Annotated in this window: 27 protein-coding genes, 1 pseudogene and 1 riboswitch; of the genes and pseudogenes, 24 read left to right on the top strand and 4 right to left on the bottom strand. The window is 60.5% G+C overall.

Annotated elements, in window-relative coordinates; genetic code table 11:
• From ACKUUJ_RS07080 to ACKUUJ_RS07070, 3 genes are all read right to left on the bottom strand, one after another.
• Nucleotides 1-320: hypothetical protein (locus ACKUUJ_RS07080; RefSeq protein WP_409065135.1), on the bottom strand; the 320-nt coding region annotated here is incomplete at its 3' end.
• Between the two features lie 8 nt (nucleotides 321-328).
• Nucleotides 329-419: riboswitch (SAM riboswitch) on the bottom strand.
• A gap of 240 nt (nucleotides 420-659) precedes the next feature.
• Nucleotides 660-1,652, bottom strand: coding sequence for a hypothetical protein (locus ACKUUJ_RS07075; RefSeq protein ID WP_409065134.1), 993 nt, complete (start codon nucleotides 1,650-1,652; stop codon nucleotides 660-662).
• Nucleotides 1,653-1,777: 125 nt separating this feature from the next.
• The gene (locus tag ACKUUJ_RS07070; protein ID WP_409065133.1) at nucleotides 1,778-2,431 is read right to left on the bottom strand and encodes a transcriptional regulator; all 654 of its coding nucleotides are present in this window, start codon (nucleotides 2,429-2,431) and stop codon (nucleotides 1,778-1,780) included.
• A gap of 277 nt (nucleotides 2,432-2,708) precedes the next feature.
• On the opposite strand from ACKUUJ_RS07070, the gene dpaL reads away from it, so the two are divergent.
• The 6 genes from dpaL (at nucleotide 2,709) to hydA (ending at nucleotide 10,085) form a co-directional block, all read left to right on the top strand.
• Nucleotides 2,709-3,923 (top strand): diaminopropionate ammonia-lyase, encoded by a 1,215-nt coding sequence (gene dpaL, locus ACKUUJ_RS07065; RefSeq protein ID WP_117769413.1) that lies wholly within the window; start codon nucleotides 2,709-2,711, stop codon nucleotides 3,921-3,923.
• Between the two features lie 239 nt (nucleotides 3,924-4,162).
• Nucleotides 4,163-5,548, top strand: a complete 1,386-nt coding sequence (locus tag ACKUUJ_RS07060) for a YgeY family selenium metabolism-linked hydrolase (RefSeq protein WP_195232234.1) — start codon at nucleotides 4,163-4,165, stop codon at nucleotides 5,546-5,548.
• Nucleotides 5,549-5,749: 201 nt separating this feature from the next.
• Nucleotides 5,750-6,952 (top strand): knotted carbamoyltransferase YgeW, encoded by a 1,203-nt coding sequence (gene ygeW / locus ACKUUJ_RS07055; protein ID WP_409065132.1) that lies wholly within the window; start codon nucleotides 5,750-5,752, stop codon nucleotides 6,950-6,952.
• A gap of 14 nt (nucleotides 6,953-6,966) precedes the next feature.
• On the top strand, nucleotides 6,967-7,917 hold the full coding sequence (gene arcC, locus ACKUUJ_RS07050) for a carbamate kinase (protein WP_409065131.1): 951 nt from the start codon (nucleotides 6,967-6,969) through the stop codon (nucleotides 7,915-7,917).
• A gap of 177 nt (nucleotides 7,918-8,094) precedes the next feature.
• The gene (locus tag ACKUUJ_RS07045) at nucleotides 8,095-8,709 is read left to right on the top strand and encodes a nucleotidyltransferase family protein (RefSeq protein WP_409065130.1); all 615 of its coding nucleotides are present in this window, start codon (nucleotides 8,095-8,097) and stop codon (nucleotides 8,707-8,709) included.
• An 8-nt stretch (nucleotides 8,710-8,717) separates the two neighbouring features.
• Nucleotides 8,718-10,085: a dihydropyrimidinase gene (gene hydA / locus ACKUUJ_RS07040; RefSeq protein ID WP_409065129.1), complete on the top strand. Its 1,368-nt coding sequence runs from the start codon at nucleotides 8,718-8,720 to the stop codon at nucleotides 10,083-10,085.
• A 118-nt stretch (nucleotides 10,086-10,203) separates the two neighbouring features.
• Here hydA and yqeC read toward each other — a convergent pair whose 3' ends face one another.
• Complete coding sequence (gene yqeC / locus ACKUUJ_RS07035; protein WP_409065128.1) at nucleotides 10,204-10,938, bottom strand: selenium cofactor biosynthesis protein YqeC; 735 nt, start codon at nucleotides 10,936-10,938, stop codon at nucleotides 10,204-10,206.
• Nucleotides 10,939-11,040: 102 nt separating this feature from the next.
• Between yqeC and yqeB the strand changes: the two genes are divergently transcribed.
• The 18 genes and pseudogenes from yqeB to rpsM all read left to right on the top strand — a co-directional run bounded on the left by yqeB (nucleotide 11,041) and on the right by rpsM (nucleotide 22,156).
• On the top strand, nucleotides 11,041-11,835 hold the full coding sequence (yqeB, locus tag ACKUUJ_RS07030; protein WP_409065127.1) for a selenium-dependent molybdenum cofactor biosynthesis protein YqeB: 795 nt from the start codon (nucleotides 11,041-11,043) through the stop codon (nucleotides 11,833-11,835).
• A gap of 9 nt (nucleotides 11,836-11,844) precedes the next feature.
• The gene (locus ACKUUJ_RS07025; RefSeq protein ID WP_409065126.1) at nucleotides 11,845-12,888 is read left to right on the top strand and encodes an XdhC family protein; all 1,044 of its coding nucleotides are present in this window, start codon (nucleotides 11,845-11,847) and stop codon (nucleotides 12,886-12,888) included.
• Between the two features lie 160 nt (nucleotides 12,889-13,048).
• Nucleotides 13,049-13,195: pseudogene (locus ACKUUJ_RS07020) on the top strand (zinc-ribbon domain-containing protein); the annotation flags it as partial.
• Nucleotides 13,196-13,288: 93 nt separating this feature from the next.
• Nucleotides 13,289-14,329 (top strand): hypothetical protein, encoded by a 1,041-nt coding sequence (locus tag ACKUUJ_RS07015; RefSeq protein ID WP_409065140.1) that lies wholly within the window; start codon nucleotides 13,289-13,291, stop codon nucleotides 14,327-14,329.
• A gap of 484 nt (nucleotides 14,330-14,813) precedes the next feature.
• Entirely contained in the window at nucleotides 14,814-15,371 is a 558-nt protein-coding gene (rplE, locus tag ACKUUJ_RS07010; protein WP_006235260.1) for a 50S ribosomal protein L5, read from the top strand.
• Between the two features lie 79 nt (nucleotides 15,372-15,450).
• Nucleotides 15,451-15,636 (top strand): type Z 30S ribosomal protein S14, encoded by a 186-nt coding sequence (locus ACKUUJ_RS07005; protein ID WP_022094280.1) that lies wholly within the window; start codon nucleotides 15,451-15,453, stop codon nucleotides 15,634-15,636.
• 119 nt (nucleotides 15,637-15,755) lie between these two features.
• Nucleotides 15,756-16,154 (top strand): 30S ribosomal protein S8, encoded by a 399-nt coding sequence (gene rpsH, locus ACKUUJ_RS07000; protein WP_006235262.1) that lies wholly within the window; start codon nucleotides 15,756-15,758, stop codon nucleotides 16,152-16,154.
• Nucleotides 16,155-16,187: 33 nt separating this feature from the next.
• Complete coding sequence (gene rplF / locus ACKUUJ_RS06995; RefSeq protein WP_006235263.1) at nucleotides 16,188-16,724, top strand: 50S ribosomal protein L6; 537 nt, start codon at nucleotides 16,188-16,190, stop codon at nucleotides 16,722-16,724.
• A 75-nt stretch (nucleotides 16,725-16,799) separates the two neighbouring features.
• Nucleotides 16,800-17,168, top strand: coding sequence for a 50S ribosomal protein L18 (gene rplR / locus ACKUUJ_RS06990; RefSeq protein ID WP_006235264.1), 369 nt, complete (start codon nucleotides 16,800-16,802; stop codon nucleotides 17,166-17,168).
• Between the two features lie 14 nt (nucleotides 17,169-17,182).
• Nucleotides 17,183-17,707 (top strand): 30S ribosomal protein S5, encoded by a 525-nt coding sequence (rpsE, locus tag ACKUUJ_RS06985; protein WP_118270230.1) that lies wholly within the window; start codon nucleotides 17,183-17,185, stop codon nucleotides 17,705-17,707.
• A gap of 2 nt (nucleotides 17,708-17,709) precedes the next feature.
• Nucleotides 17,710-17,892 carry a 50S ribosomal protein L30 gene (gene rpmD / locus ACKUUJ_RS06980; protein WP_006235266.1) on the top strand — a complete coding sequence of 61 codons (183 nt, stop codon included), beginning with the start codon at nucleotides 17,710-17,712 and terminating at the stop codon, nucleotides 17,890-17,892.
• A gap of 3 nt (nucleotides 17,893-17,895) precedes the next feature.
• Complete coding sequence (gene rplO / locus ACKUUJ_RS06975; protein WP_006235267.1) at nucleotides 17,896-18,345, top strand: 50S ribosomal protein L15; 450 nt, start codon at nucleotides 17,896-17,898, stop codon at nucleotides 18,343-18,345.
• Nucleotides 18,339-19,625 (top strand): preprotein translocase subunit SecY, encoded by a 1,287-nt coding sequence (secY, locus tag ACKUUJ_RS06970; protein WP_118270229.1) that lies wholly within the window; start codon nucleotides 18,339-18,341, stop codon nucleotides 19,623-19,625. Before rplO ends, secY begins: the two co-directional genes overlap by 7 nt.
• 18 nt (nucleotides 19,626-19,643) lie before the next feature.
• A complete protein-coding gene (locus ACKUUJ_RS06965; RefSeq protein WP_006235269.1) occupies nucleotides 19,644-20,270 on the top strand; it encodes an adenylate kinase in 627 nt (208 codons plus the stop codon).
• The gene (gene map / locus ACKUUJ_RS06960) at nucleotides 20,267-21,055 is read left to right on the top strand and encodes a type I methionyl aminopeptidase (RefSeq protein WP_118236920.1); all 789 of its coding nucleotides are present in this window, start codon (nucleotides 20,267-20,269) and stop codon (nucleotides 21,053-21,055) included. Before ACKUUJ_RS06965 ends, map begins: the two co-directional genes overlap by 4 nt.
• 232 nt (nucleotides 21,056-21,287) lie before the next feature.
• On the top strand, nucleotides 21,288-21,506 hold the full coding sequence (gene infA, locus ACKUUJ_RS06955; RefSeq protein WP_035137443.1) for a translation initiation factor IF-1: 219 nt from the start codon (nucleotides 21,288-21,290) through the stop codon (nucleotides 21,504-21,506).
• Between the two features lie 147 nt (nucleotides 21,507-21,653).
• A complete protein-coding gene (rpmJ, locus tag ACKUUJ_RS06950; RefSeq protein ID WP_006363204.1) occupies nucleotides 21,654-21,767 on the top strand; it encodes a 50S ribosomal protein L36 in 114 nt (37 codons plus the stop codon).
• Between the two features lie 14 nt (nucleotides 21,768-21,781).
• Nucleotides 21,782-22,156: a 30S ribosomal protein S13 gene (gene rpsM / locus ACKUUJ_RS06945; RefSeq protein ID WP_022094275.1), complete on the top strand. Its 375-nt coding sequence runs from the start codon at nucleotides 21,782-21,784 to the stop codon at nucleotides 22,154-22,156.
• Nucleotides 22,157-22,159: the final 3 nt, after the last annotated feature.

The following is a 22,159-nucleotide window of genomic DNA, read 5'->3' as shown; positions in this document are numbered from 1 at the left end:
CAGGCCCCGCCGACCGATTGCAAGCGGTCGGCGGGGCCATTGTGGCTCTTGACAGCGGATTGGGTCATATGAGCGAAGAGCTTCCAGCTGGACGGCTCACGCGAGTCGTCTCCGAGCAGCTTGATCTGCAACACATGCGGGTTGCCAGCAGCACAGAGCTCTTCCTCGAGCATCTGCACCGTAAAGCGCATCTGGTGGGAGAGGCTGCTCTTGACCGTGGCCGAGGCGTAGCCGTTCGGCTTGTCCAGAAGATGCATTCGTTTTGGTTTGGCGACCAGGTTGTGGAAGTTGCGCTCGCCGCGCACAGAGAAATTGTCCATACGGACTCCTTTCATCGATGTTGGCAGGGCCACCGTGCCTCTTGGCCGGTTGGCGTCGGGATCATGGAGCCAACTCTCTACCCCGACTCTGGATAAAACGTGCCCGCTCCTTGCGGGCAAGAGGAAGTCTATCAGCGCGCGCGGACAGAAATCAAGCGCCGCCTGCGAAATGATGTGCAGGCGGCGCTTGATTACACAGCAATTATTCGGCCAACACACGAAAAAGTGTCGAAATCGCCCATGTAAAAGTACGGAAAAGTGTCAAATTCGAGCCGCCCAAATTACGGAAAAATGTAAAACTGCACGTAAGCAGGGGTGCGGCATAGCCTATGTTCCAACCTAGCTGTTGGGGTCGCCCTTGAGGGCGTTGATGTCCAGGTACTGGTTGTCGTCCTCTTTTTGCTGCGTTGCCGATTCGGATGCGGTGGGGCCGCGGAATAGCTGGAATCCCTCAAACGCGATCACGCCGAGCAGAGCGATGATGATGGCGATAAAGACAACCTTTGCCGCCTGCGAAAACTCCGAAAAGCGCGGCGGTTCTTCTTCGGTGTGGTAATCGGCAGCACGCTTATCGTCGGTGCCGTGGGTATACGACGATGCCGAGGCTGCCCTTACGCTCGCTTGGTTGTAATCGGGGGCGGGCGCGGCGGCAAACGGGTCGCGAGAATAGCCGCTCGACGTTTGGCCGTAATCCTCGGTTTCGATACGGCCGGCGCGAGGTTGTTCGTACGGGCGGTTGGCGTATGCTGCGGTGCTGTCGTATGCGGAGTTGCGTTCCTCGGCGGCCGCAAACAGGGGGTTTACCGGAATGTCGAGCGCCGGCATGCCGCCCGAGGTCTCGTCCAGATCTGCCGCCGCCCAGGAATCAAAGGCAAACTGGCGGTTGGAAAGATCATCCAGATCCATGACAGGCGGCTCGAGCTCGGGCTCGGGAGCCGTGTATGCCGACTGCTGCGGGGCAGCGTAGCGAATCGTGCTGTCTGCCGTGGGGCGCTGTGCCGCTGCAGCGAGAAATGCCGCCGTCTCGGACGGATCGCTAGCAGGACGGGGCGCAGGGGCGGCTTTACGCTTTGTCTGCACGATGGGACGGGTGGCAAAGTCGTCCGCGGGCACGGATGCCGATGCGGGCGTGGCGGAAGGTGCGGGCTTTGCACTTGTCGGGCGAGCTCCGCCGCCCATGAGTTCCTCGGCGGTCCAAGGGCGGTCGCTCATCACGTCGTCGAGGCTCAACGCAAACAGATCGTCTTCGCCCTCGTCAAACGCGCGTTTCGCATGCCTGGCGCCAGAAACGGTGCCTCCGCGGCAGTTGCGTGATGCGTTGCTCGACCCCATCTTGTTCCATCCTTTCGAAATGCTCACATTCATCGATTATATGGAACTTGCCTAGCGGCCGACTCTCGGATTCGTGCATTCCAGAACTCGCGCCCAAAAGGGGAGGGGCGATCCGGCCGAGTTGCCTACTTGTCGCCGGCGGCAGTCTTTGCCTCGTTGAGGTAGCTATAGAAGCTGTACTTTGAGATGCCGAAGAACTCGCAGGCACGCTCGCTCGACTTGGAAATGAGGAAGGCGCCGCGACGGTCGAGGTAGCCAATGGCGCGGATGCGCTCGTCTTTGGTCATGAGCGCCGCGGGCTTGCCCACAAACTGTTCGCACTCGCGCAGCAGGTCTTCGAGCAGGTCGCCGATGTTTTTGGTAATGGGCTCGGGCTCGGTGTAACCCGTGCCGCCGGTGCCGGTAAAGGCATCGAGCGAGCGCTCAAAAGCCTTCATGAGCGTAATGTCAAAGTTAATGCCCAAAATGCCGACGGGCTTGCCCTCGTCGTTGCGGATAAAGATGGTCGAGGACTTGAGCAGCTTGCCATCGGCGGTTTTGGTGAGGTATGGCTCGCGGTCGTGCACGTCGGCGGTGCCCTCGTGCATGGACTCAAGCACAATATGGCTGGGACCGTCACCTAGTTTGCGTCCGCTGACGTGGCCGTTTTCGATCACTACGATGGAGTGGTCCACGTCCTCGGTCTCCAAGTCGTGGACGACGACTTCGCAGTTGGGGCCAAACTGAAGCGCCAGGCCGTGTGCAAGGCGCTTGTAAAACTCTATCTGTGCGGGGGTCATGGGTGCCTTCCTAAAAATTAGTTTGGGCTCACTTTGCCATAAACCCCACTTGTTCGCAAATAACGAAAGCGTCGCTGCGCTATGTGACCGTTCGGCGGCGAAAAGGTACCGATTACGGCAACAAACAATTTGTTAGGTTTGCCAATCAAAAAGTGTGATAGAACAGTGCTAACAAACTTTTTGTTTGGCATCCACATAAAAGTTCAGTCGCATGAATGGGAATGGGCTGAAACGCGTATGCGGGGGCCGGCAAGAGAGGACTTAAGGAGTTCACCGTATGGCCGATAAGATCCAGTGGGCGGGCAACACGATGCCCAAGAGCGATGACAAGCACTTGGGAATCATGAGCCTCGACCACGTGAAGAAGGCCCGTGCCTTCCACCAGTCGTTCCCTCAATATACCGTTACTCCGCTTGCTCGCCTGGACGGTCAGGCTGCGCGCCTGGGCCTGTCCAACCTGTGCGTTAAGGACGAGAGCTATCGCTTTGGCCTCAACGCCTTTAAGGTCCTGGGCGGCTCGTTTGCCATGGCCAACTATATTGCCGACGAGACCGGCAAGGACGTTGCCGACTGCACCTTCGATTACCTGACCTCCGATCAGCTTGCCAAGGACTTTGGCCAGGCCACCTTCTTTACCGCCACCGACGGCAACCATGGCCGTGGCGTGGCATGGGCTGCCAACAAGCTGGGCCAGAAGGCCGTCGTGCACATGCCCAAAGGTTCCACCAAGCCCCGCTTCGATAACATCGCCGCCGAGGGCGCCACGGTGACCATCGAAGAGGTCAACTACGACGAGTGCGTGCGCATGGCCGCCGCCGAGGCCGACGCCTGCGAGCGCGGCGTCATCGTTCAGGACACCGCCTGGGAGGGCTACGAGAAGATTCCGTCTTGGATCATGGAGGGCTACGGCACCATGGCTTCCGAGGCTGCCGAGCAGCTGCGCGAGATGGCCATCAACCGCCCGACGCACGTCTTTGTCCAGGCTGGCGTAGGCTCGCTCGCCGGCGCCGTGGTGGGCTACTTCACCAACCTGTATCCCGATAACCCGCCGACTTTCGTTGTGGTTGAGTGCGCTCCGGCCGCCTGCCTGTACAAGGGCGCTGCCGCCGGCGACGGCGACCCGCGCATCGTGGACGGCGACATGCCCTCCATCATGGCCGGCCTGTGCTGTGGCGAGCCCAACATCCTGGGCTGGGATATCCTGCGCAACCACGCTACCGCCTTCGTGTCCTGCCCCGACTGGGTCACCGCTCGCGGCATGCGCACCCTGGGCGCCCCCGAGAAGGGCGACCCGCGCGTCATCTCCGGCGAGTCCGGCGCAGTGACCACCGGCCTGGTCGAGACCCTCATGCTCGATCCCGAGTACGCCGAGCTCAAGGAGCTCATCGGCCTGGACAAGACGAGCTCCGTGCTCTGCTTCTCCACCGAGGGCGACACGGATCCGGATCAGTACCGTCGCATCGTCTGGGAGGGCGAGTACCCCACCTGTTAGCAGGCCTGACCTGTCCGGGTGGCGGAGCATATATTTGCTCCCTGCTCGAACAGTCCTGCGCAAGACGGAAAGCACATTAAGTGCTTTCCTTTGCGTGCGGAACTCGCGACGGAGCAAACATATGCTCCGCCACCCTACGTCCACTTGCTTGTGGGGTGCTCGACCTCACGCTACTTGGCACAAGTGATCTATCTGAAATATCTACCTGTAGGTAAACCCTTGTAGAAAGGTTGACTGTTATGGCTAAAGAACTCGATTTCGACGCTATCAAGGCTGCTGCTGAGTCCCATCGTGCTGATATGACTCGCTTCCTGCGCGCTATGATCAGCCATCCCTCTGAGTCCTGCGAGGAGGGCGAGGTTGTCGCTTGCATCAAGGCCGAGATGGAGAGCCTTGGCTATGACGAGGTCAAGGTCGACGGCCTGGGCAATGTTATGGGCTTTATGGGCGAGGGCGACAAGATTATCGCCATCGACTCTCACATCGACACCGTCGGCATCGGCAACATCGATAACTGGGATGCCGATCCCTATGAGGGTTACGAGACCGACGAGATCATCTACGGCCGCGGCGGCTCCGACCAGGAGGGTGGCATGGCTTCTGCTACCTACGCTGCCAAGATGATGAAGGACATGGGCCTCATCCCCGAGGGCTACAAGATCATGGTCGTCGGCACCGTCCAGGAAGAGGACTGCGACGGCATGTGCTGGCAGTACATCTACAACAAGGACGGCATTAAGCCCGAGTTCGTCATTTCCACCGAGCCCACCGACGGCGGCATCTATCGCGGTCACCGCGGCCGCATGGAGATCCGCGTCGACGTTCACGGCACCTCCTGCCACGGCTCCGCTCCCGACCGCGGTGACAACGCCATTTACAAGATGGCCGACATCATCGCCGACGTCCGCGCCCTCAACAACAACGGCTGCGACGAGTCGACCGACATCAAGGGCCTCGTCAAGATGCTCGACCCCAAGTACAACCCCGAGCACTTCGAGGACGCTCGCTTCCTGGGTCGCGGCACCTGCACCGTCAGCCAGATCTTCTACACCAGCCCCAGCCGCTGCGCTGTCGCTGACTCCTGCGCCATCTCCATCGACCGTCGTATGACCGCCGGTGAGACCTGGGAGTCCTGCCTGGACGAGATCCGCAACCTGCCGGCCGCCAAGAAGTACGGCGACGACGTGAAGGTCTCCATGTACATGTACGACCGTCCGTCCTGGACCGGCGAGGTCTACGAGACCGAGGCTTACTTCCCCACGTGGATCAACAAGGAGACCGCTCCGCACGTCAAGGCCCTCGTCGACGCCCACAAGGCCATGTTCGGTGACGAGCGCATCGGCTGCGAGCCCAGCATGGACAAGCGCACCGGTCGTCCGCTGTGCGACAAGTGGACCTTCTCCACGAACTGCGTTTCCATCCAGGGCCGCTATGGCATCCCCTGCGTCGGCTTTGGCCCGGGTGCCGAGTCTCAGGCTCACGCTCCCAACGAGGTCACCTACAAGGACGACCTGGTCACCGCTGCCGCCATGTATGTGGCTGCCCTGAACCTCTACGATCCGAGCCAGGCGGATGGCGACGCCACCGTGTTCCGCGCCGGTCTGACCAACAACAAGATCGACTAGTCCCATTCCTCGATCTTGTTGAGCCGGGGGCAGTTTATGCCCCCGGCGCCTCCTGTTGACTTGGGGCCCGCGGTCGTTATCTCCCATGCTTCCTCGACGGTGGCGGGTCCTCGTCATAGCGCTCTGCATGTTCTAGCCACACGCGCATGCCGGAGCGCATCTACTCATTGCGATCGTTTCACCTTTAGAAAGGACATTTACATGGACGCCAAGTTTACCGAGCTCGTCGAGCAGCTGAACGGCCTCGATTTTAAGGGTATGTACGGCAGCGACTTCCTGCACACCTGGGACAAGACCACCGATGAGCTCAAGGCTCTCTACATCGTCGCCGACGCACTGCGCGAGCTGCGTGAGAACAACGTTTCGTCCAAGATCTTCGACTCGGGCCTGGCCGTCTCCCTGTTCCGCGACAACTCCACCCGTACGCGCTTCTCCTTCTCTAAGGCCGCCAACCTGCTCGGCCTTGAGCTGCAGGACCTGGACGAGAAGAAGTCCCAGATCGCTCACGGCGAGACCGTCCGCGAGACCGCTACCATGATCTCCTTCATGGCCGACGTCATCGGCATCCGCGACGACATGTACATCGGCAAGGGCGACGCCTACATGGCCGAGGTCTCCGAGTCTGTCCAGCAGGCTTACGAGGACGGCGTTCTGGATCACCGTCCCACGCTCATCTCCCTGCAGTCCGACTCCGATCACCCCACGCAGTCCTCTGCCGACATGCTCTACCTCATCAACGAGTTTGGCGGCCTCGAGAACCTCAAGGGCAAGAAGGTCGCCGTCACCTGGGCCTATTCGCCCTCTTACGGCAAGCCGCTGTCCTGCCCGCAGTCGCTGATCAGCCTGCTGCCCCGCTTTGGCATGGACGTCACCCTGGCCCACCCCGAGGGCTACGACCTCATGCCCGAGGTCGTCGAGCGCGCTAAGGGCTACGCCGCCGAGTCCGGCACCACCTTTAAGCAGGTCAACACCATGGCCGAGGCCTTCGATGGCGCCGACATCGTGATCCCCAAGAGCTGGGCTCCGTTTGCCGCCATGGAGAAGCGCACCAATCTGTACGCCGAGGGCGACGACGCCGGCATCGCTGCGCTCGAGAAGGAGCTGCTCGCCCAGAACGCTACGCATCAGGATTGGTGCTCCACGACCGAGCTCATGGAGAAGACTGCCAACGGCCAGGACACCATCTTTATGCACCCGCTGCCCGCCGACATCTCTGGTGTCTCTTGCGAGCACGGCGAGGTCAACGCCGACGTCTTCGACATGCACCGTGTGGGCATGTACAAGGAGGCCAGCTACAAGCCGTACGCCATCGCTGCCATGATGTTCCTGCAGAAGGTTGCCGATCCCGCCGCTACCCTCAAGGCCCTCGACGAGCGCAACACCGCCCGCTGGTTCCAGGCCTAAAGCTGGGCTGAGAAATGGCTAAGCGTATCGTTGTCGCCCTGGGCGGAAACGCCCTCGGCGCCAACCTTCCCGAGCAGATGGAGGCCGTCAAGACGACTTCCAAGGCTATCGTCGACCTGATCGAGGAGGGCAACGAGGTCGTCGTCGTGCATGGCAACGGCCCCCAGGTGGGCATGATCGCCAACGCGATGGCCGAGCTCACGCGCTCTAACCCTCAGAAGTACATTCCCTGCCCGCTGTCCGTTTGCGGCGCCATGAGCCAAGGCTACATTGGCTATGACCTGCAAAACGCCCTGCGCGAGGAGATGCTCGACCGCAATATCGACAAGGGTGTCGCCACCGTGCTCACCCAGGTCGAGGTTGCGGCAGACGACCCGGCCTTTGCCGACCCGGTCAAGCCGATTGGTCCGTGGATGAGCGAGGCCGAGGCCAAGGAGCTGGAGGCCGACCGCGGCTATCAGTTCATCCATGACGAGAAGCAGGGCTTCCGTCGCGTGGTTGCCTCGCCCAAGCCCGTGAACATCGTCGAGCTCGACACCATCAAGTCGCTCGTCGAGTCCAACCACGTGGTGATCTCCTGCGGCGGTGGCGGCATTCCCGTCACCAAGGCCCGAGGCAACCACCTTAAGGGCGCTGCCGCCGTCATCGATAAGGACTTTGCGGCCGAGAAGCTCGCCGAGCAGCTCGATGCCGATGCCCTGATTATCCTGACGGCCGTGGAGAAGGTTGCCATTGGCTTTGGCACCGACCACGAGCAGTGGCTCGACACGCTGACCGCGGCTGACGTAAAGCGTCTGTCCGAGGCCAACGAGTTCGGTCGCGGCTCCATGCTGCCCAAGGTCCAGGCCGCCTCGACGTTTGCCGAGAGCAAGCCGGGCCGCACGGCGCTCATCACGCTGCTCGAGAAGGCACGTGACGGTCTTGCCGGCAAGACCGGTACCACGTTTACCGGCGACGCTGAGTAGGCATATCTGCACCATTGAGGAGGGTGCCCTGCGTCGCGGGGTGCCCTCCTTTGTGCTATGGAGAGCCAAGGGTCGTTCGCTGGAAAACGAGTGCGTGCCTGTTCCGACGGAGTGTGAGCTTGGTATGGTGGGTATAGCAACTATGGTGTCCAAAGCAGCCAGGGGAGGTTTGCGGAGATGAAACTTGGTTGCGTCATTATGGCTTCGGGCGAGGGCAAGCGGTTTGGCTCTAACAAGATGCTTGCCGATATCTATGGCGAGCCGCTGATTGCCCGGACCATCGATTCGGTTCCCCAGGGCTTTGACGTTGTGGTTTCGACGCGTTGGCCCGAGGTCGCCCAGATTTGCGAGGACAAGCATTGCCCGTGCGTGCTGCACGATGGCAAACTGCGCAGCGAAAGCGTCCGTGCGGGCCTTTCGTGGGGAGTCGAACGCAACTGGAAAGGTTGCCTCTTTTTGCCGGGCGACCAGCCGCTCGTGAGTTCGGATTCTTTTGAGGCTATGGCTCGCGCGTTTGACGAGCGTGGCCGCAAGCATCCGGTGCGTCTTGCGTGCAACGGTGAGCCTTCGAGCCCGGTGCTCTTCCCGGCGGAACTGTTCGCTGCGCTTATGTGTCTTGAGGGCAAGGACGGCGGCGGTTCGATCCTCAAGGGCCGTATCGACGTGGTGCTGGTCGAGGCGCGTGCCTACGAGCTGTGGGACGTCGATACCGCCAAGGGACAGCAACGCATAACGGAGCATATCGCTGCCTGCTCGTATTTTGATCGCGTGGCCAACTGTATTAATCAATAAGGAGCAACATGATCATCATCAAAAACGGCGCGCTCGTGACGCCACAGGGACTTCGCCGCGCCGATCTTGCTATGGAGGGCGATAAGATCGTGCGGGTCGCCACGGCGATTGAGCCGGCCGAGGGCGATACCGTCGAGGATGCCGCGGGCTGCTGGGTGTTTCCCGGCTTTATCGACGGCCACACGCACATGCAGTGCTGGACCGGCATGGATTGGACAGCCGATAGCTTTGAGACCGGCACGCGCGCGGCTGCCTGCGGCGGCACGACGACCATCGTGGACTACGCGACGGCCGATCGCGGCGTGACTATGCCCGATGCCTTGGCCGAGTGGCATCGCCGCGCCGACGGAACCTGCACGGCCAACTACGCCTTTCATATGGCACTCGCCGAGTGGAACGAGCGCAACCGCGCCGACCTTTCGGCCATGCGCGAGGCGGGCGTATCGTCGTTCAAGACCTACTTTGCCTACGATCATCTGCGCTTGGACGATGCCGAGACACTCGAGGTACTGGAGGAGCTTAAGCGCCTGGGCGGTATCCTGTGCGTGCATTGCGAGAATGGCACGTTGGTGAATGAACTGCAGAAGCGCGTGTACGAGCAGGGGATTCATGGGCCCGAGGGGCATGCGCTCAGCCGTCCGGACGTGTGTGAGGCCGAGGCAGTGAGCCGTCTGCTATATCTGGCGCACCTGGCCGGCGACGCACCGGTCAACGTGGTGCACCTTTCGACCAAGCTGGGGCTCGAGGCCATCCGTGCCGCCAAGGCGCGCGGGCAGAAGAATATCTATGTCGAGACCTGCCCTCAGTATCTGATGCTCGACGATACGTGCTACTTGGAGCAGGGCGAGGACGGCTTTGCGGGTGCCAAGTATGTGATGAGCCCGCCGCTGCGCCATGCGGGTGACCGCGCAGCCCTGCGCGAGGCGCTTGTGGCCGGCGAGATCGATACGATTGCGACCGACCACTGCAGCTTTAACCTGCATGGGCAAAAGGACCGCGGGCGCGACGACTTCCGCGCGATTCCCAACGGCGGGCCCGGTGTGGAGCATCGCCCCGTCGCGATCGCTACGAGCTTTGAGGGACAGCTGGGTCCCGAGGATCTGTGCCGCTTGATGAGCGAGAATCCGGCGCGCGTCTTTGGCATGTATCCGCGCAAGGGCTGTCTTGCCGAGGGTGCCGATGCCGACGTGTGCGTATGGGATCCCAAGGCGCGCTGGACGATCAGTGCCGCGACGCAGCATCAGGCTGTGGACTACACGCCGCTCGAGGGTTTTGAGGCACATGGCCGCGCCAAGGCTGTGTTTGTGAACGGCGTGCTGGCCGCGCGCGACGGCGAGCCCACCGGAGCCCAGCCCGGCCGCTACGTGCCCCGCTAGCAGGAAGGGCGCCGAATTCCCTTCGCAGTTGCGGTGAAATAGTTCCTGTTTAGCCGCCAAATAGGCCGTTTCAGGAACTATTCCACCGCAACTTATAGGTCTGGTGGGGCAGCGCCGGCTATTTGAGGCTGGTGGCGATGAGGGGGCGGCCGAGGGCGGCCTCAAAGCGGTCGGCCATCGTGGGGTCGCTGAGCTTATCGACTTGGTTGAGCATGATGCGGGCATTGTTGAGGTTCAGCATCCGCAGCTCGGCATTGAGCACCATGGCGACGCGCTCTGGGGTGGCAGCGTCGGTGGGCTCGCAGCCGCAGCGCTCGCAGAAGAGCTCGGGGCGGTGGACAACCTCGGTGACGGGCTTGCCCAGCCCCGAGGCGCCGACGACCCAGACAACGTTTGCCGCGGCGGCGGGAATTACCGGCTCCCAGGCGGCATGCGCCTTGAGCGGGAGTCGCTTGCTGCCATCTGCCTCGGCCAACACATAGTCAAAGCGCTGCGCCAGCTCGTTGAGCGGCTCGGCGGGGGCGGAGAGCTTACCCGTCTCGGGGCCCAAAACACCCGCCTGGCAGATACTTCCGCGGCTCATGCCCGCGCAGGCCTCGCAGGTGCAGCCGGGAACATGCAGGGCCCCCGGCTTCCAAGGTGCGGCGTCCAGGCGACGGCTCGACCCGTCCCATGGCACACCGGCGACGGGAAACATGTGCGTGGTGGTGCAGAGGAGCACGCGGCCGCCAGCGCGCATAAGCTCAAGGCCCAGCGTCTTCAGCAAGGTCGACTTGCCGCCGCTGCCGATAATTGCGGTAATGCCCGGCTCGATCTTGAGCGCGGAGGCAAGGTTTCCGCTCGTCGTTTCCATCTGTTCACCGCCGTATAATACTGTGATAATAAATAATCATCAGAGTAGCGGTCGAACCGCTTTTGCTCTGCTCAAACCGTAGCACAGGGAGGTGCCCCGGGAATGCTCGTTTATGTTCGCGGTGCCGGCGATATCGCCACGGGCGTCGCCGCTCGCTTGGTGCGCGCCGGCGTGTCGGTCGTTATGGCCGATATCGCGGTTCCCACGTGCATCCGCCGCACAATCAGTTTTTGCGAGGCCATTCGCCTGGGCGAGGTCGAGGTCGAAGGCATTCGCGCTCGCTTGGCACAGACGCCGGCTGAGGCGCTTGCGATTACCGAGGCCGGAGACGTCGCCGTTGTGGTGGACCCCCAGGCCAAGATGCTCGGCGAGTTGAAACCCGCGGCTGTGGTCGACGCGATTTTGGCTAAGCGCAACTTGGGTACCACGCGCGATATGGCGCCTGTCGTCATCGCCGTGGGGCCGGGCTTTACCGCGCCGGTCGATTGCGACGCCGTGGTCGAGACCATGCGCGGTCATTTCCTCGGCCGCGTCATCACCCAGGGCTCGCCCCAACCCAACACGGGTGTGCCGGGCATTATCGCCGGCTATGGCAAGGAGCGCGTTATCCACAGCCCCGCCGCCGGCGTGTTTCGGTCCGACCGCGCAATCGGCGACATCGTGAGCGCCGGAGACGTGATCGGCTACGCGGGCGATACGCCCATGTGCACGCAGATAGATGGCTGTCTGCGCGGGCTTTTGGCGAACGGCGTGCAGGTGACTGAGGGCTTTAAATGTGCCGATGTCGATCCGCGTGGCGATGCCAGCTATATCAACTATATTTCGGACAAGGCGACGTCGGTCGGCGGCGGTGTACTCGAGGCGCTCGCCATGCTCACCGGTGTATTCCAGGGATAGGAAATTGCAATGGAAAAGCTCGATGTGGTGAATGCTGCGCTTGGCGCTCTGAAGGCTGGTAAGACGTGCGAGTTGGTGGTAGTTGCCGGCACGGCAGGGTCATCGCCGCGCGGCGTGGGCGCTTGGATGGCCGTCTTTGCCGATGGCAGCCAAACGGGCACCATCGGCGGCGGCAAGATTGAGCTCTTTGCGCTGGACGAGGCGCGCGAGCTCCTGAGCGCGGGACAGTCGCGTCTGGTCCGCTACACCATGGGCGGCGAGAGCTCCGATACCGGCATGATCTGCGGCGGAGCCATCTGCCTGTGCTACTTGCATCTGGATGAGACCCGGGCACCGTTGTTCCGGGAAATTGCCGACGTCTTGGCCTATCGGCGCATCGGCGACTTCGTCATCGACTTTGAGCCGTTTATCGCGAGCGCGCTCGAGGGCGATGTGGCCGAGTACCATGGCGAGGAATCGCGCCGCACCATTGCGGGCTGCCCCGGGCTTTCGCTGGTGGAGGAGGGGAGTAAGGTCACCTACACCAACGCCGCCTCCGAGATTCCCCCGGCGCACATCGAGACGCTCTGCCCCGAGGGCCTGACCTACATCTTTGGCTGCGGCCACGTGGGCGCCGCGACGGCGCGCGTGCTCACGGCGGCGGGCTTTGCCGTCGTGGCTTGCGACGACCGCCCCGGCACGCTGACCCCCGAATGGGTGCCCGGTGTCTACGATCGTCGCCTGGTCGATTACAAGAACCTGAGCAAGCAGTGCCCCATCGGCCCGCGCGACCTGGTGGTCGTCGCCACGGCGGGTCACAAGTCCGATATAGACGTGGTGATTCAGGCCATGCGCGCCAAGCCTGCCTACCTGGGCTGCCTGGGATCGCGCCGCAAGACGGCCTTTGTGCGTGCCCGCCTGGAGCAGGAGGGCTTTACGCAGGAGCAGATCGACGAGCTGCACCTGCCGATCGGTGTCGCCATCGAGGCCGAGGACCCCGAGGAGATCGCCATCTCCATCGCCGCCGAGATGATCCACCTGCGCCGCACCAAACTCGTCCCCCGCAAGCGCTAGCCGTATCCCCACCAATAAGTTGCGGTGAAATACGGATTGTTTAAGCCTGTTAAGCCGTTCAACAGTCCCTATTTCACCGCAACTTATTTGGGGATGGCTGGATGCTGAGGCTTTACCCGGCATTGTTGCGCAACAACGTTTGACAATTCGCTCCTAGCATATGCTTAGAAGAGATTGCGCTCCGCCATGCGCGTGGGCGCTCAAGCATGCCCGTCTTGAACGGGTACCGAACGAGGGAGCTTGGATGTTCTGCCGAAACTGTGGGTCGAAAATCGAGGACGGAGCCCAGTTCTGCGCCGTATGCGGCGCATCCGTCGTGCCAGATGATCAAGTGCAAACGGGAGGGGCGAACCCATCGCCCGTTAATGCCGCAGCACCTACCGGGTCGCATCAAGTCGACATGGCGGCTGAGGCTGCCGCGTCCAGCCCCAAGCGTTCCAAGAAGCCGTTCATCATCGCTGCCGTCGTGGTGGCGCTGCTCGCCGTGGGTGGCGGAGCCGGTTATTACTTTGGTATCTATGCACCCGAGCAGGCGCGCGAGGCGGCCGAGCAAGAGGCCCTCGCCGCAAAGCACGCCGTGCGGTTTACGGTCTCGGCCGAGGGGTGGGACACATCGGCCGGCGCGAGCAGGCTGCCGCTGCACATCACCGGCAAGGAGGCGCGCGGCAAGAAGGTTGACGTCGTTCGCTATGTCGACAGCACGGGGGCGGGCGTCGAGCTCCGTCGCGGCAGCTATAAGGCCGAGGTCGCAGCCTCGCCCATTGCAGCCGATGGCACCATCTATGCCGTGCCGGGCGAAAAGGTCGACGTCAAGGTTAGCAAGAAGGCGGAGGGCAAAAAGAGCATCGATGCCGGCAACGTTTCGCTCGCTCCGGTCGAGGCAACCGAGGTGACCGACGACGAGATTGCCGCCGCCAAGAAATATGCCGAGGAAGACGCGGGCGCCAGGAAGGCTGGCTTTTCCTTTGATGTCGATGCATTGGCCCAAGCGGCAACCAAGCGCCGCGATGACGCCGTAGCCGCCAAGCAAGCCGAGGAAGAAGCCAAGCGCCAGGCAGAAGAGGCAAGACAGGCAAGAACCATCGATACGGACTACTTCACTATGGTTCTTCCCGACTGGTTCCCTATTGATGATTACGAGGTCACCGAAAGTCAGGCATCCGGCTCATTTGCCAAGTGGTTCAGGGTTCATAGGACCGGTGCGGATCAAGATGACCACTCCGCGGATTTTACCATTATCGTGCACGATAACAGCTTGGGTGGTTTCGGGCCTGTTTTCTTTAGAGATCTAGGGAAAACGTCGGAAGGTTACTCAGTTTGGCTTTCAGGTGGATCGGCCCATCCGGTAGAAGGCTCATACAAGCTCGAGGCAGACGATGCTTTCGGCATGCCAGTGGAAGACTACGCCAACATCCTCGCCTCCTGCATCACGCTCAAGTAATCGGCACGCTCCAGCCAAAGCAATCTCCCAAGAAACGAGGGACTCCATCGAGAGTGGCTTTTCTCCCACTTTTGGCCTGCATCTTGGCCAAAAGTGGGAGATTATCCACTCTCGTGTGTTGTGCGTCCGATAATCCACTCTCGTGCGTCCGAAAATCCACTCTCGTTTCTCTATCACCATGGACCACCTAAGTTGCGGTGAAATACGGATTGTTTAAGCCTGTTAGGCCGCCAAACAGTCCCTATTTCACCGCAACTGCTTTTCGGGATCCATTTGTGCGGGGGAGTTGTGGAGTTGTGCAGGCAGACGAGGTTTTTCTGGAAATACGCACCCAATGCGCGTATAGTACCGATTGTTTTGTCGGCTCCTGCTGCGTCGAGTCCAAACCGCGAAATGCCATGAGCGGCGCGGATGCAGCCAGGAGGCACGAGGACAACCCATCGTGGCCACGCCCCGTGCTTAAAACCCCAAGAAGGAGTGAACAATGGCAGAAGAGAAGTATGTGCCGCGTCTGAAGACCAAGTACAACAACGAGGTCAAGCAGCAGCTTCAGGACAAGTTCCAGTACGAGAACGTCATGATGATCCCCAAGTTTGAGAAGATCGTCGTGAACATGGGTGTCGGCGAGGCCGCTACCGATTCCAAGGCCATCGACGGTGCCGTGCGCGACCTGCGCGCCATCACCGGCCAGCAGCCGATGATTACCCGTGCCCGCAAGTCCATCGCTACCTTCCGCCTGCGCGCTGGTATGCCGATCGGCTGCAAGGTTACCCTGCGTGGCGACCGTATGTGGGAGTTCTTCGATCGTCTGACCTCCGTCGCGATCCCCCGTATCCGCGACTTCCGCGGCATCTCCGCCAAGAGCTTCGACGGCCGTGGTAACTTCTCCATGGGCGTCACCGAGCAGCTCATCTTCCCCGAGATCGACTTCGACTCCGTCGATCACCAGCGCGGTATGGACATCACTTTCGTGACCACCGCCAATACCGATGAGGAGGCCAAGGCCCTTCTGGACGCCTTCGGTTTCCCGTTCAAGAAATAGGTTCACCTGCCCTATAAGCGCCGTTCCCACAAGGGGGCGGCGCTTGGGGCGAACAATACTCTATGTGAGGAGGATATAAGTGGCTAAGACATCGATGATCGTCAAGTGCAATCGCAAGCAGAAGTTCTCTACTCGTGAGTACACGCGCTGCCAGCGCTGCGGCCGTCCGCACTCTGTGTACCGCAAGTTCGGCCTGTGCCGTGTCTGCTTCCGCGAGCTTGCACTCAAGGGCGAGCTTCCCGGCGTTAAGAAGGCCAGCTGGTAAGTCACTACCAGCGTTTCAAGCATCAGTTTGGAACAGGGAAAACGCGCTAAAAAGGCTTTGCCGTTAAGGGCGGCGAAGAACCAAGAGCACGTGTTCATCAAGAACGAAGGAGAATCTGTATGAACCTTACAGACCCGATCGCAGATATGCTTACGCGCATCCGTAACGCTAACTCTGTGAACAAGGCCACGGTCTCCATGCCGAGCAGCAAGAAGCTCGTCGAGATCGCTCGTGTTCTGCACGAGGAGGGCTACATCGAGGGCTACGATGTCGAGGACACCGTTCCCCAGAAGACTCTGCACATCACGCTTAAGTATGGTCCCAAGAAGGCTAAGGTCATCAACGGCATCCGCCGCATTTCCAAGCCGGGCCTGCGTAAGTACACCGGCGTTGCCGACATGCCCCGCGTCCGTGGTGGCCTTGGCACCGCCATTATTTCCACCAGCCATGGCGTCATGACCGACCGCGATGCTCGCAAGCACAACGTCGGCGGCGAGATCATCGCTTACGTCTGGTAATTCGCTCGGTAGGTAGAAGGAAAGGAGATCACCGTGTCTCGTATCGGTAATAAGCCTGTCCAGATTCCCGCCGGAGTCGAAGTGGCAGTCAACGGCAACAACGTTGTCGTCAAGGGCCCCAAGGGCCAGCTCGAGCTCGATGTCTTTGAGAAGCTCGCTATCAACGTCGAGGACAACGTCCTCACCGTTTCCCGTCCCGACGACGAGCGTGAGACCCGTGCCCGCCACGGCCTCACCCGCGCCCTCATCCACAACATGGTTGTTGGCGTTTCCGAGGGCTTCGAGAAGAAGCTCGAGCTCGCCGGCGTCGGTTACCGCGTGCAGCAGAAGGGCAAGAACCTCGAGTTCTCCCTGGGCTTCTCGCACCCCGTGATCGTCGAGGCTCCTGAGGGCATCACCTTCGAGGTTCCCGACAACACCCACGTGAACGTCAAGGGTATCAACAAGCAGCAGGTCGGTCAGATCGCCGCTGAGATTCGCGGCCATCGTCCTCCCGAGCCTTACAAGGGCAAGGGTATCCACTACGTTGGCGAGCACATCCGCCGCAAGCTGGGTAAGGCCGCCAAGTAGTCGTAACCGACTCACTCGCATAAGACCAGCACCCCGTCAGGTGCTGGCAAGATCAACCTTTTTAGGAGTTTACGTATGAACAAGCATAAGGCGAAGCTGGAAGGCCTCAAGCGTCGTCAGCGTCGTGTTCGCGGCAAGGTCTCGGGTACCTCCGAGCGTCCGCGTCTTCGCGTGACCCGTACTAACGCCAACATCTATGCCCAGATCATCGACGACAGCAAGGGCTCCAGCCTGACGCTCGTCTCTGCCTCGACCCTCGAGGCCGAGTTCAAGGGCACCCACACCTCGAACAAGGAGGCTGCGGAGAAGGTCGGTCAGCTCGTTGGCAAGCGCGCCATCGAGGCCGGCATCACCAAGGTCGCCTTCGATCGCGGTGGCCGTATCTACCATGGCCGCGTCAAGGCCCTCGCCGACGGTGCCCGTGCCGCCGGTCTCGAGTTCTAGGAGGTATGTAGCACATGGCTCGTAATCAGAAGCAGCAGCGCGAGGCCTCCGAGTTCGAGGAGCGCGTCGTTTACATCAACCGCGTGTCGAAGACCGTCAAGGGTGGTCGTCGCATGAGCCTCGTCGCTCTCGTCGTCGTTGGCGACGGCAAGGGCAACGTCGGCGTTGGCATGGGCAAGTCCGCTGAGGTGCCCCTGGCCATCTCCAAGGCGTCTCTCGATGCCAAGAAGAACATGTTCCACGTGCCGGTGACCGAAGAGGGCACCATCCCGCACGAGGTTCTCGGCCACTTTGGTGCCGGCCGCATCATCATCAAGCCCGCTGTCGAGGGTACCGGCGTTATCGCCGGCGGCGCTGTGCGTCCCCTCTTTGAGCTTGCTGGCATCAAGAACGTCCTGTCCAAGTCCCTCGGTACCGACAACGGCCTCAACATCATCAAGGCTGCCGTCGAGGGCCTCAAGGAGCTCTCCAGCCCTGAGGACGTCGCGGCTCGCCGTGGCCTGACGGTCTCCGAGATGTTCGTCGGTAAGGAGAACTAAGCATGGCTGACACCATCAAGATCAAGCAGGTCCGCAGCACCAACGGTTGCAAGCAGGACCAGGTCCGTACTGTCCGTGCCCTCGGTCTCCACAGGATCCGCGAGGTTCGCGAGATTGCTGACAACGAGTCCGTCCGCGGCATGATCTTCAAGGTCAAGCACCTTGTCGAGATTGTAGAGGAGTAGCAAATGCAGCTTCACGATCTTACTCCCGCGCCCGGTTCCACCAAGAACCGCAAGCGCGTCGGCCGTGGCAATTCTTCGGGTCACGGCACCACTTCTGGCCGCGGCCAGAAGGGCCAGGGTTCCCGCTCTGGTGGCACCAAGGGTGCCGGCTTCGAGGGTGGCCAGACTCCGCTGGCTATGCGCCTACCCAAGCTTCCGGGCTTCCGCAACCCCCGTCGTATCGAGTACACCGCTGTCAACGTCGAGCGTCTCGAGCGTAAGTTCGAGGACGGCGCTGTGATCGACGGTGCCGCTCTTAAGGCCGCTCGCATCACCAAGAGCGAGTTCGAGCCCGTTAAGGTGCTCGGCAATGGTGAGCTCACCAAGAAGTTCACGGTCAAGGTCGACAAGGTCAGCGCCTCTGCGCAGGCCAAGATCGAGGCCGCCGGCGGAAAGGTCGAGCTGCCGTGCTAAATGGTCTTAAGAATGCTTTCCGCATCAAAGAACTGCGCGAAAAGATTCTTTTTACCATAGCTATGCTCGTCGTGTACCGCATTGGTGCGCACGTTCCTGTGCCCGGCATTCCCTTCCAGGGGATGCTGGGCCTTTTCTCGACCGGGAGCAACTCGGTCGCCGCAGGTGCTATGGCCCTCCTGAATCTTTTCTCTGGTGGCGCGTTGAGCTATGTCTCGGTGTTCTCTTTGGGCATCATGCCGTACATCACGAGCTCGATTATCCTCCAGATGCTCCAGGCCGTCGTGCCTTCCCTGCATGAGCTTGCCCGCGAGGGCGAGGTCGGTCAGACCAAGATTACGCAGTATTCTCGTTACCTCACCTTGGCTCTGGCTATCCTCAACTCCGTGGGTTACCTCTTCCTCTTTAAGAGCTTCGGCATTAGCTTCAACGGTGCCGGTGCTCCCGAGATCATCTTTGACCTCATGATCGTCGGTACGCTCACCGCGGGCGCCATGCTGATCATGTGGATTGGTGAGCTCATCACCCAGCGCGGTATCGGCAATGGCATGTCGCTGATTATCTTCGCGAACATCATGGCCGGTCTTCCGCAGGCGATCTTCTCCAGCACCGAGGGTAACGCCGGTGGCATCATCACCATGGTGATCATCTGCGCCATCATCTTGCTGGTCATCCCGCTGATCGTTTTCCTTGAGCGCGGCCAGCGCCGCATCCCGGTCTCTTACGCCAAGCGCGTCGTGGGCCGTCGCATGATGGGTGGCCAGACCACCTACTTGCCCATCAAGGTCAACACCGCGGGCGTCGTGCCGATCATCTTCGCTTCGGCGCTGCTGTACTTCCCGGCTCAGATTGCTGTGTTCTTCCCCGGCATCGGCTGGATTCAGGCAGTTGCCTCTGCGCTTTCGACCGGTTGGCTCAACTGGGTGCTTAATGTTGTCCTCATCGTGTTCTTCGCGTACTTCTACACCTCCATGGTGTTCAACCCCGATGACACGGCCGACAACCTTAAGAAGCAGGGCGGCTTTATTCCGGGCGTCCGTCCGGGCAGGGCTACCGCGGCCTACATCAAGAACGCGCTCAACAAGATTACGCTTCCCAGCGCTGTCTTTTTGGCGCTCATCGCCATCGTGCCTTCGATTATCTTCTCCTTCACGGGCAACCATCTGATCCAGGCATTTGGCGGCACGTCCATCCTCATCATGGTCGGCGTCGTGCTCGACACGGTCGATAAGCTCGAAGGCCAGATCAAGATGTATGATTACGATGGATTCTTTAAATAGGCTAGAGGAGGATTGCTCATGAACCTCGTATTGCTCGGAGCTCCGGGTGCCGGTAAGGGCACCGTCGCACAGGAGCTCGTCGCCGAGTTCGGCGTCGCTCACATTTCCACGGGCGACTTGCTGCGTGCTGCCGTCAAGGGTGGCACCGAGCTTGGTATTCAGGCTAAGAAGTACATGGACGCCGGCGAGCTCGTTCCCGACCAGCTCGTTATCGACCTTGTCAAGGAGCGCCTTGCCGCCGATGACGCCCAGCAGGGCTTCATCCTCGATGGCTTCCCGCGCAACACTGCCCAGGCTGTGACGCTCGATTCCGAGCTCTCCGCCATGGGTCGCGAGATTGACTGCGCCCTTCTGGTCGACGTGGCCCCCGAGGTCATCATCGACCGTCTGTCTTCGCGTCGCACCTGCCGCGCCTGCGGTTACACCGGCACCGCTGCCGATGCTACCTGCCCCAAGTGTGGTGGCGAGATGTATCAGCGCGACGACGACAAGCCGGAGACCATCAAGAACCGTCTCGACGTCTACGAGAAGTCCACGAGTCCGCTCGTCGACTACTATCGTGGCCAGGGTCTGCTCAAGTCGGTCAACGGTGACCAGGCTCGCGAGACCGTGTACGGGGATGTCAAAGAGGCTCTCGGTCTATGATCAAGATTAAGTCTGCAACGCAAATCGAGCAGATGAAGAAGGCAGGAGCGCTATCTAAGATGGCGCTCCGCCACGTTGGGGCCATGGTTCGCCCTGGTGTTTCGACCTTTGAGCTTGATCAGCTTGCGGAGCAGATTATCCGCATGCATGGTGGCACCCCGGCCTTTAAGGGCTACGGCGGGTTCCCCGGTACCATCTGTGCATCGATTAACGATGCCGTGGTGCACGGTATTCCCAATCCCGACATGATCCTGCGTGATGGCGATATCATCTCCATCGATACGGGAGCCGTTGTCGACGGTTGGGTCGGCGATAACGCTTGGACGTTTTTCGTCGGTACCCCTACGCCCGAGGCCAAGGCCCTGTGCGAGGTTACGCGAGATTGCCTTAAGGCTGCCATCGAGCAGGCTGTTCCCGGTAACCATATTGGGGACATTGGTTATGCCGTCCAGTCCCTCGCCGAGTCTCACGGCTATGGCGTGCTTCGCGATTATGTGGGGCACGGTATTGGCCATGTGATGCACGAGGACCCCAACGTTCCAAATTATGGAAAGAAGGGGAGGGGCGTTCGTCTCCAGGCCGGTATGGTCATTGCCATCGAGCCGATGGTCACGATGGGATCCAATCATGTGAGCACGGGCTCCGATGGTTGGATCGTCACGACCAACGACCACCTGCCCGCCGCGCACTATGAGAACACCGTCGCCATTACCGATGACGGACCGGTGATTCTCACCACCGACGCGCAAGGTGCTTGGTGCTCCTTGCAAGGCGGTGAAATGTAAAAGTCGCCGCCCCCTGATGCCCAACCTCGCCTTTCAATTTCGAAGGCATGACCCCAAGGTCTATGCCTTCTCATTTCAAGGCGATCTTGGGCATCAGGAAACGGCTTTGTTTTACATTTCAAATGTAACAAGTTTCACTTAGTTGTGGAGCCATTACGAAGATATTACGATACGTGCATGCGTATTGTAGAATACTCAATCGCTGTCGTTTTCTAGAGAAAGATGATTGCTTGTGAAGAAGGAAGACGCAATTGAGCTCGAGGGTACGGTAAAGGAGCCGCTGCCCAACGCCATGTTTAAGGTCGAGCTCGAGAACGGTCATTCGGTTCTGTGCAACATTTCTGGCAAGATCCGAATGAATTACATCCGCATTCTCCCCGGTGACAGGGTTGTCGTGGAGCTTTCCCCGTACGACCTGACCCGCGGTCGCATCACCTATCGCTATAAATAGCGACACGCATACACGCTCTTTTCCGACTGCAGGCTTAGCTCAACCTACGGTCGGTTTGCGTGTGAAGACCAGCCATAGTTTTAAACGCCTGCGGCTGGGCGAGTAGATAGTAGGGAAGTAGTTTGAGCGCTACCGAAAGGAAGAACGATGAAGGTACGTCCTTCGGTCAAGAAGATGTGCGATAAGTGCAAAATCATTAGGCGCCATGGCAAGGTCCTCGTCATTTGCGAGAACCCCCGTCATAAGCAGCGTCAGGGTTAAGAGAGGAGACTACGTTGGCCCGTATTAATGGTGTCGACCTCCCGCGTGAGAAGCGCGTTGAGATCGGTCTGACCTACATTTACGGCATCGGCCGCACCACTGCGACGAAGATTTGCGTCGAGTGCAACGTTAACGTGGACACGCGCGTTAAGGACCTCACCGAGGATGAGGTTAACGCCATCCGCGATTATATCGATAAGAATCAGATCATGGTTGAGGGCGACCTCCGCCGTGAGCGCAACCAGAACGTCAAGCGCCTTATGGACATCGGCTGCAACCGCGGCCTTCGTCACCGCAAGGGCCTCCCGGTCCGCGGCCAGCGCACCCACACTAACGCTCGTACCCGCAAGGGCCCGAAGCGTCAGATCGGTGCTAAGAAGAAGAAATAAGGA

It is taken from the genome of Collinsella sp. wc0583, from assembly GCF_046116915.1.
Taxonomy (GTDB): Bacteria; Actinomycetota; Coriobacteriia; order Coriobacteriales; family Coriobacteriaceae; genus Collinsella.
The sequence above is the reverse complement of the archived record's forward strand: the minus strand, read 5'-3'. Positions and strand labels throughout refer to the sequence as shown.

Coding starts and splice junctions, on each gene's coding strand:
- ACKUUJ_RS07075 (WP_409065134.1), bottom strand. CDS start 1,652: ATGGGGTCGAGCAACGCATCACGCAACTGCCGCGGAGGCACCGTTTCT.
- ACKUUJ_RS07070 (WP_409065133.1), bottom strand. CDS start 2,431: ATGACCCCCGCACAGATAGAGTTTTACAAGCGCCTTGCACACGGCCTG.
- dpaL (WP_117769413.1), top strand. CDS start 2,709: ATGGCCGATAAGATCCAGTGGGCGGGCAACACGATGCCCAAGAGCGAT.
- ACKUUJ_RS07060 (WP_195232234.1), top strand. CDS start 4,163: ATGGCTAAAGAACTCGATTTCGACGCTATCAAGGCTGCTGCTGAGTCC.
- ygeW (WP_409065132.1), top strand. CDS start 5,750: ATGGACGCCAAGTTTACCGAGCTCGTCGAGCAGCTGAACGGCCTCGAT.
- arcC (WP_409065131.1), top strand. CDS start 6,967: ATGGCTAAGCGTATCGTTGTCGCCCTGGGCGGAAACGCCCTCGGCGCC.
- ACKUUJ_RS07045 (WP_409065130.1), top strand. CDS start 8,095: ATGAAACTTGGTTGCGTCATTATGGCTTCGGGCGAGGGCAAGCGGTTT.
- hydA (WP_409065129.1), top strand. CDS start 8,718: ATGATCATCATCAAAAACGGCGCGCTCGTGACGCCACAGGGACTTCGC.
- yqeC (WP_409065128.1), bottom strand. CDS start 10,938: ATGGAAACGACGAGCGGAAACCTTGCCTCCGCGCTCAAGATCGAGCCG.
- yqeB (WP_409065127.1), top strand. CDS start 11,041: ATGCTCGTTTATGTTCGCGGTGCCGGCGATATCGCCACGGGCGTCGCC.
- ACKUUJ_RS07025 (WP_409065126.1), top strand. CDS start 11,845: ATGGAAAAGCTCGATGTGGTGAATGCTGCGCTTGGCGCTCTGAAGGCT.
- ACKUUJ_RS07015 (WP_409065140.1), top strand. CDS start 13,289: ATGGCGGCTGAGGCTGCCGCGTCCAGCCCCAAGCGTTCCAAGAAGCCG.
- rplE (WP_006235260.1), top strand. CDS start 14,814: ATGGCAGAAGAGAAGTATGTGCCGCGTCTGAAGACCAAGTACAACAAC.
- rpsH (WP_006235262.1), top strand. CDS start 15,756: ATGAACCTTACAGACCCGATCGCAGATATGCTTACGCGCATCCGTAAC.
- rplR (WP_006235264.1), top strand. CDS start 16,800: ATGAACAAGCATAAGGCGAAGCTGGAAGGCCTCAAGCGTCGTCAGCGT.
- rpsE (WP_118270230.1), top strand. CDS start 17,183: ATGGCTCGTAATCAGAAGCAGCAGCGCGAGGCCTCCGAGTTCGAGGAG.
- rpmD (WP_006235266.1), top strand. CDS start 17,710: ATGGCTGACACCATCAAGATCAAGCAGGTCCGCAGCACCAACGGTTGC.
- rplO (WP_006235267.1), top strand. CDS start 17,896: ATGCAGCTTCACGATCTTACTCCCGCGCCCGGTTCCACCAAGAACCGC.
- ACKUUJ_RS06965 (WP_006235269.1), top strand. CDS start 19,644: ATGAACCTCGTATTGCTCGGAGCTCCGGGTGCCGGTAAGGGCACCGTC.
- map (WP_118236920.1), top strand. CDS start 20,267: ATGATCAAGATTAAGTCTGCAACGCAAATCGAGCAGATGAAGAAGGCA.
- rpmJ (WP_006363204.1), top strand. CDS start 21,654: ATGAAGGTACGTCCTTCGGTCAAGAAGATGTGCGATAAGTGCAAAATC.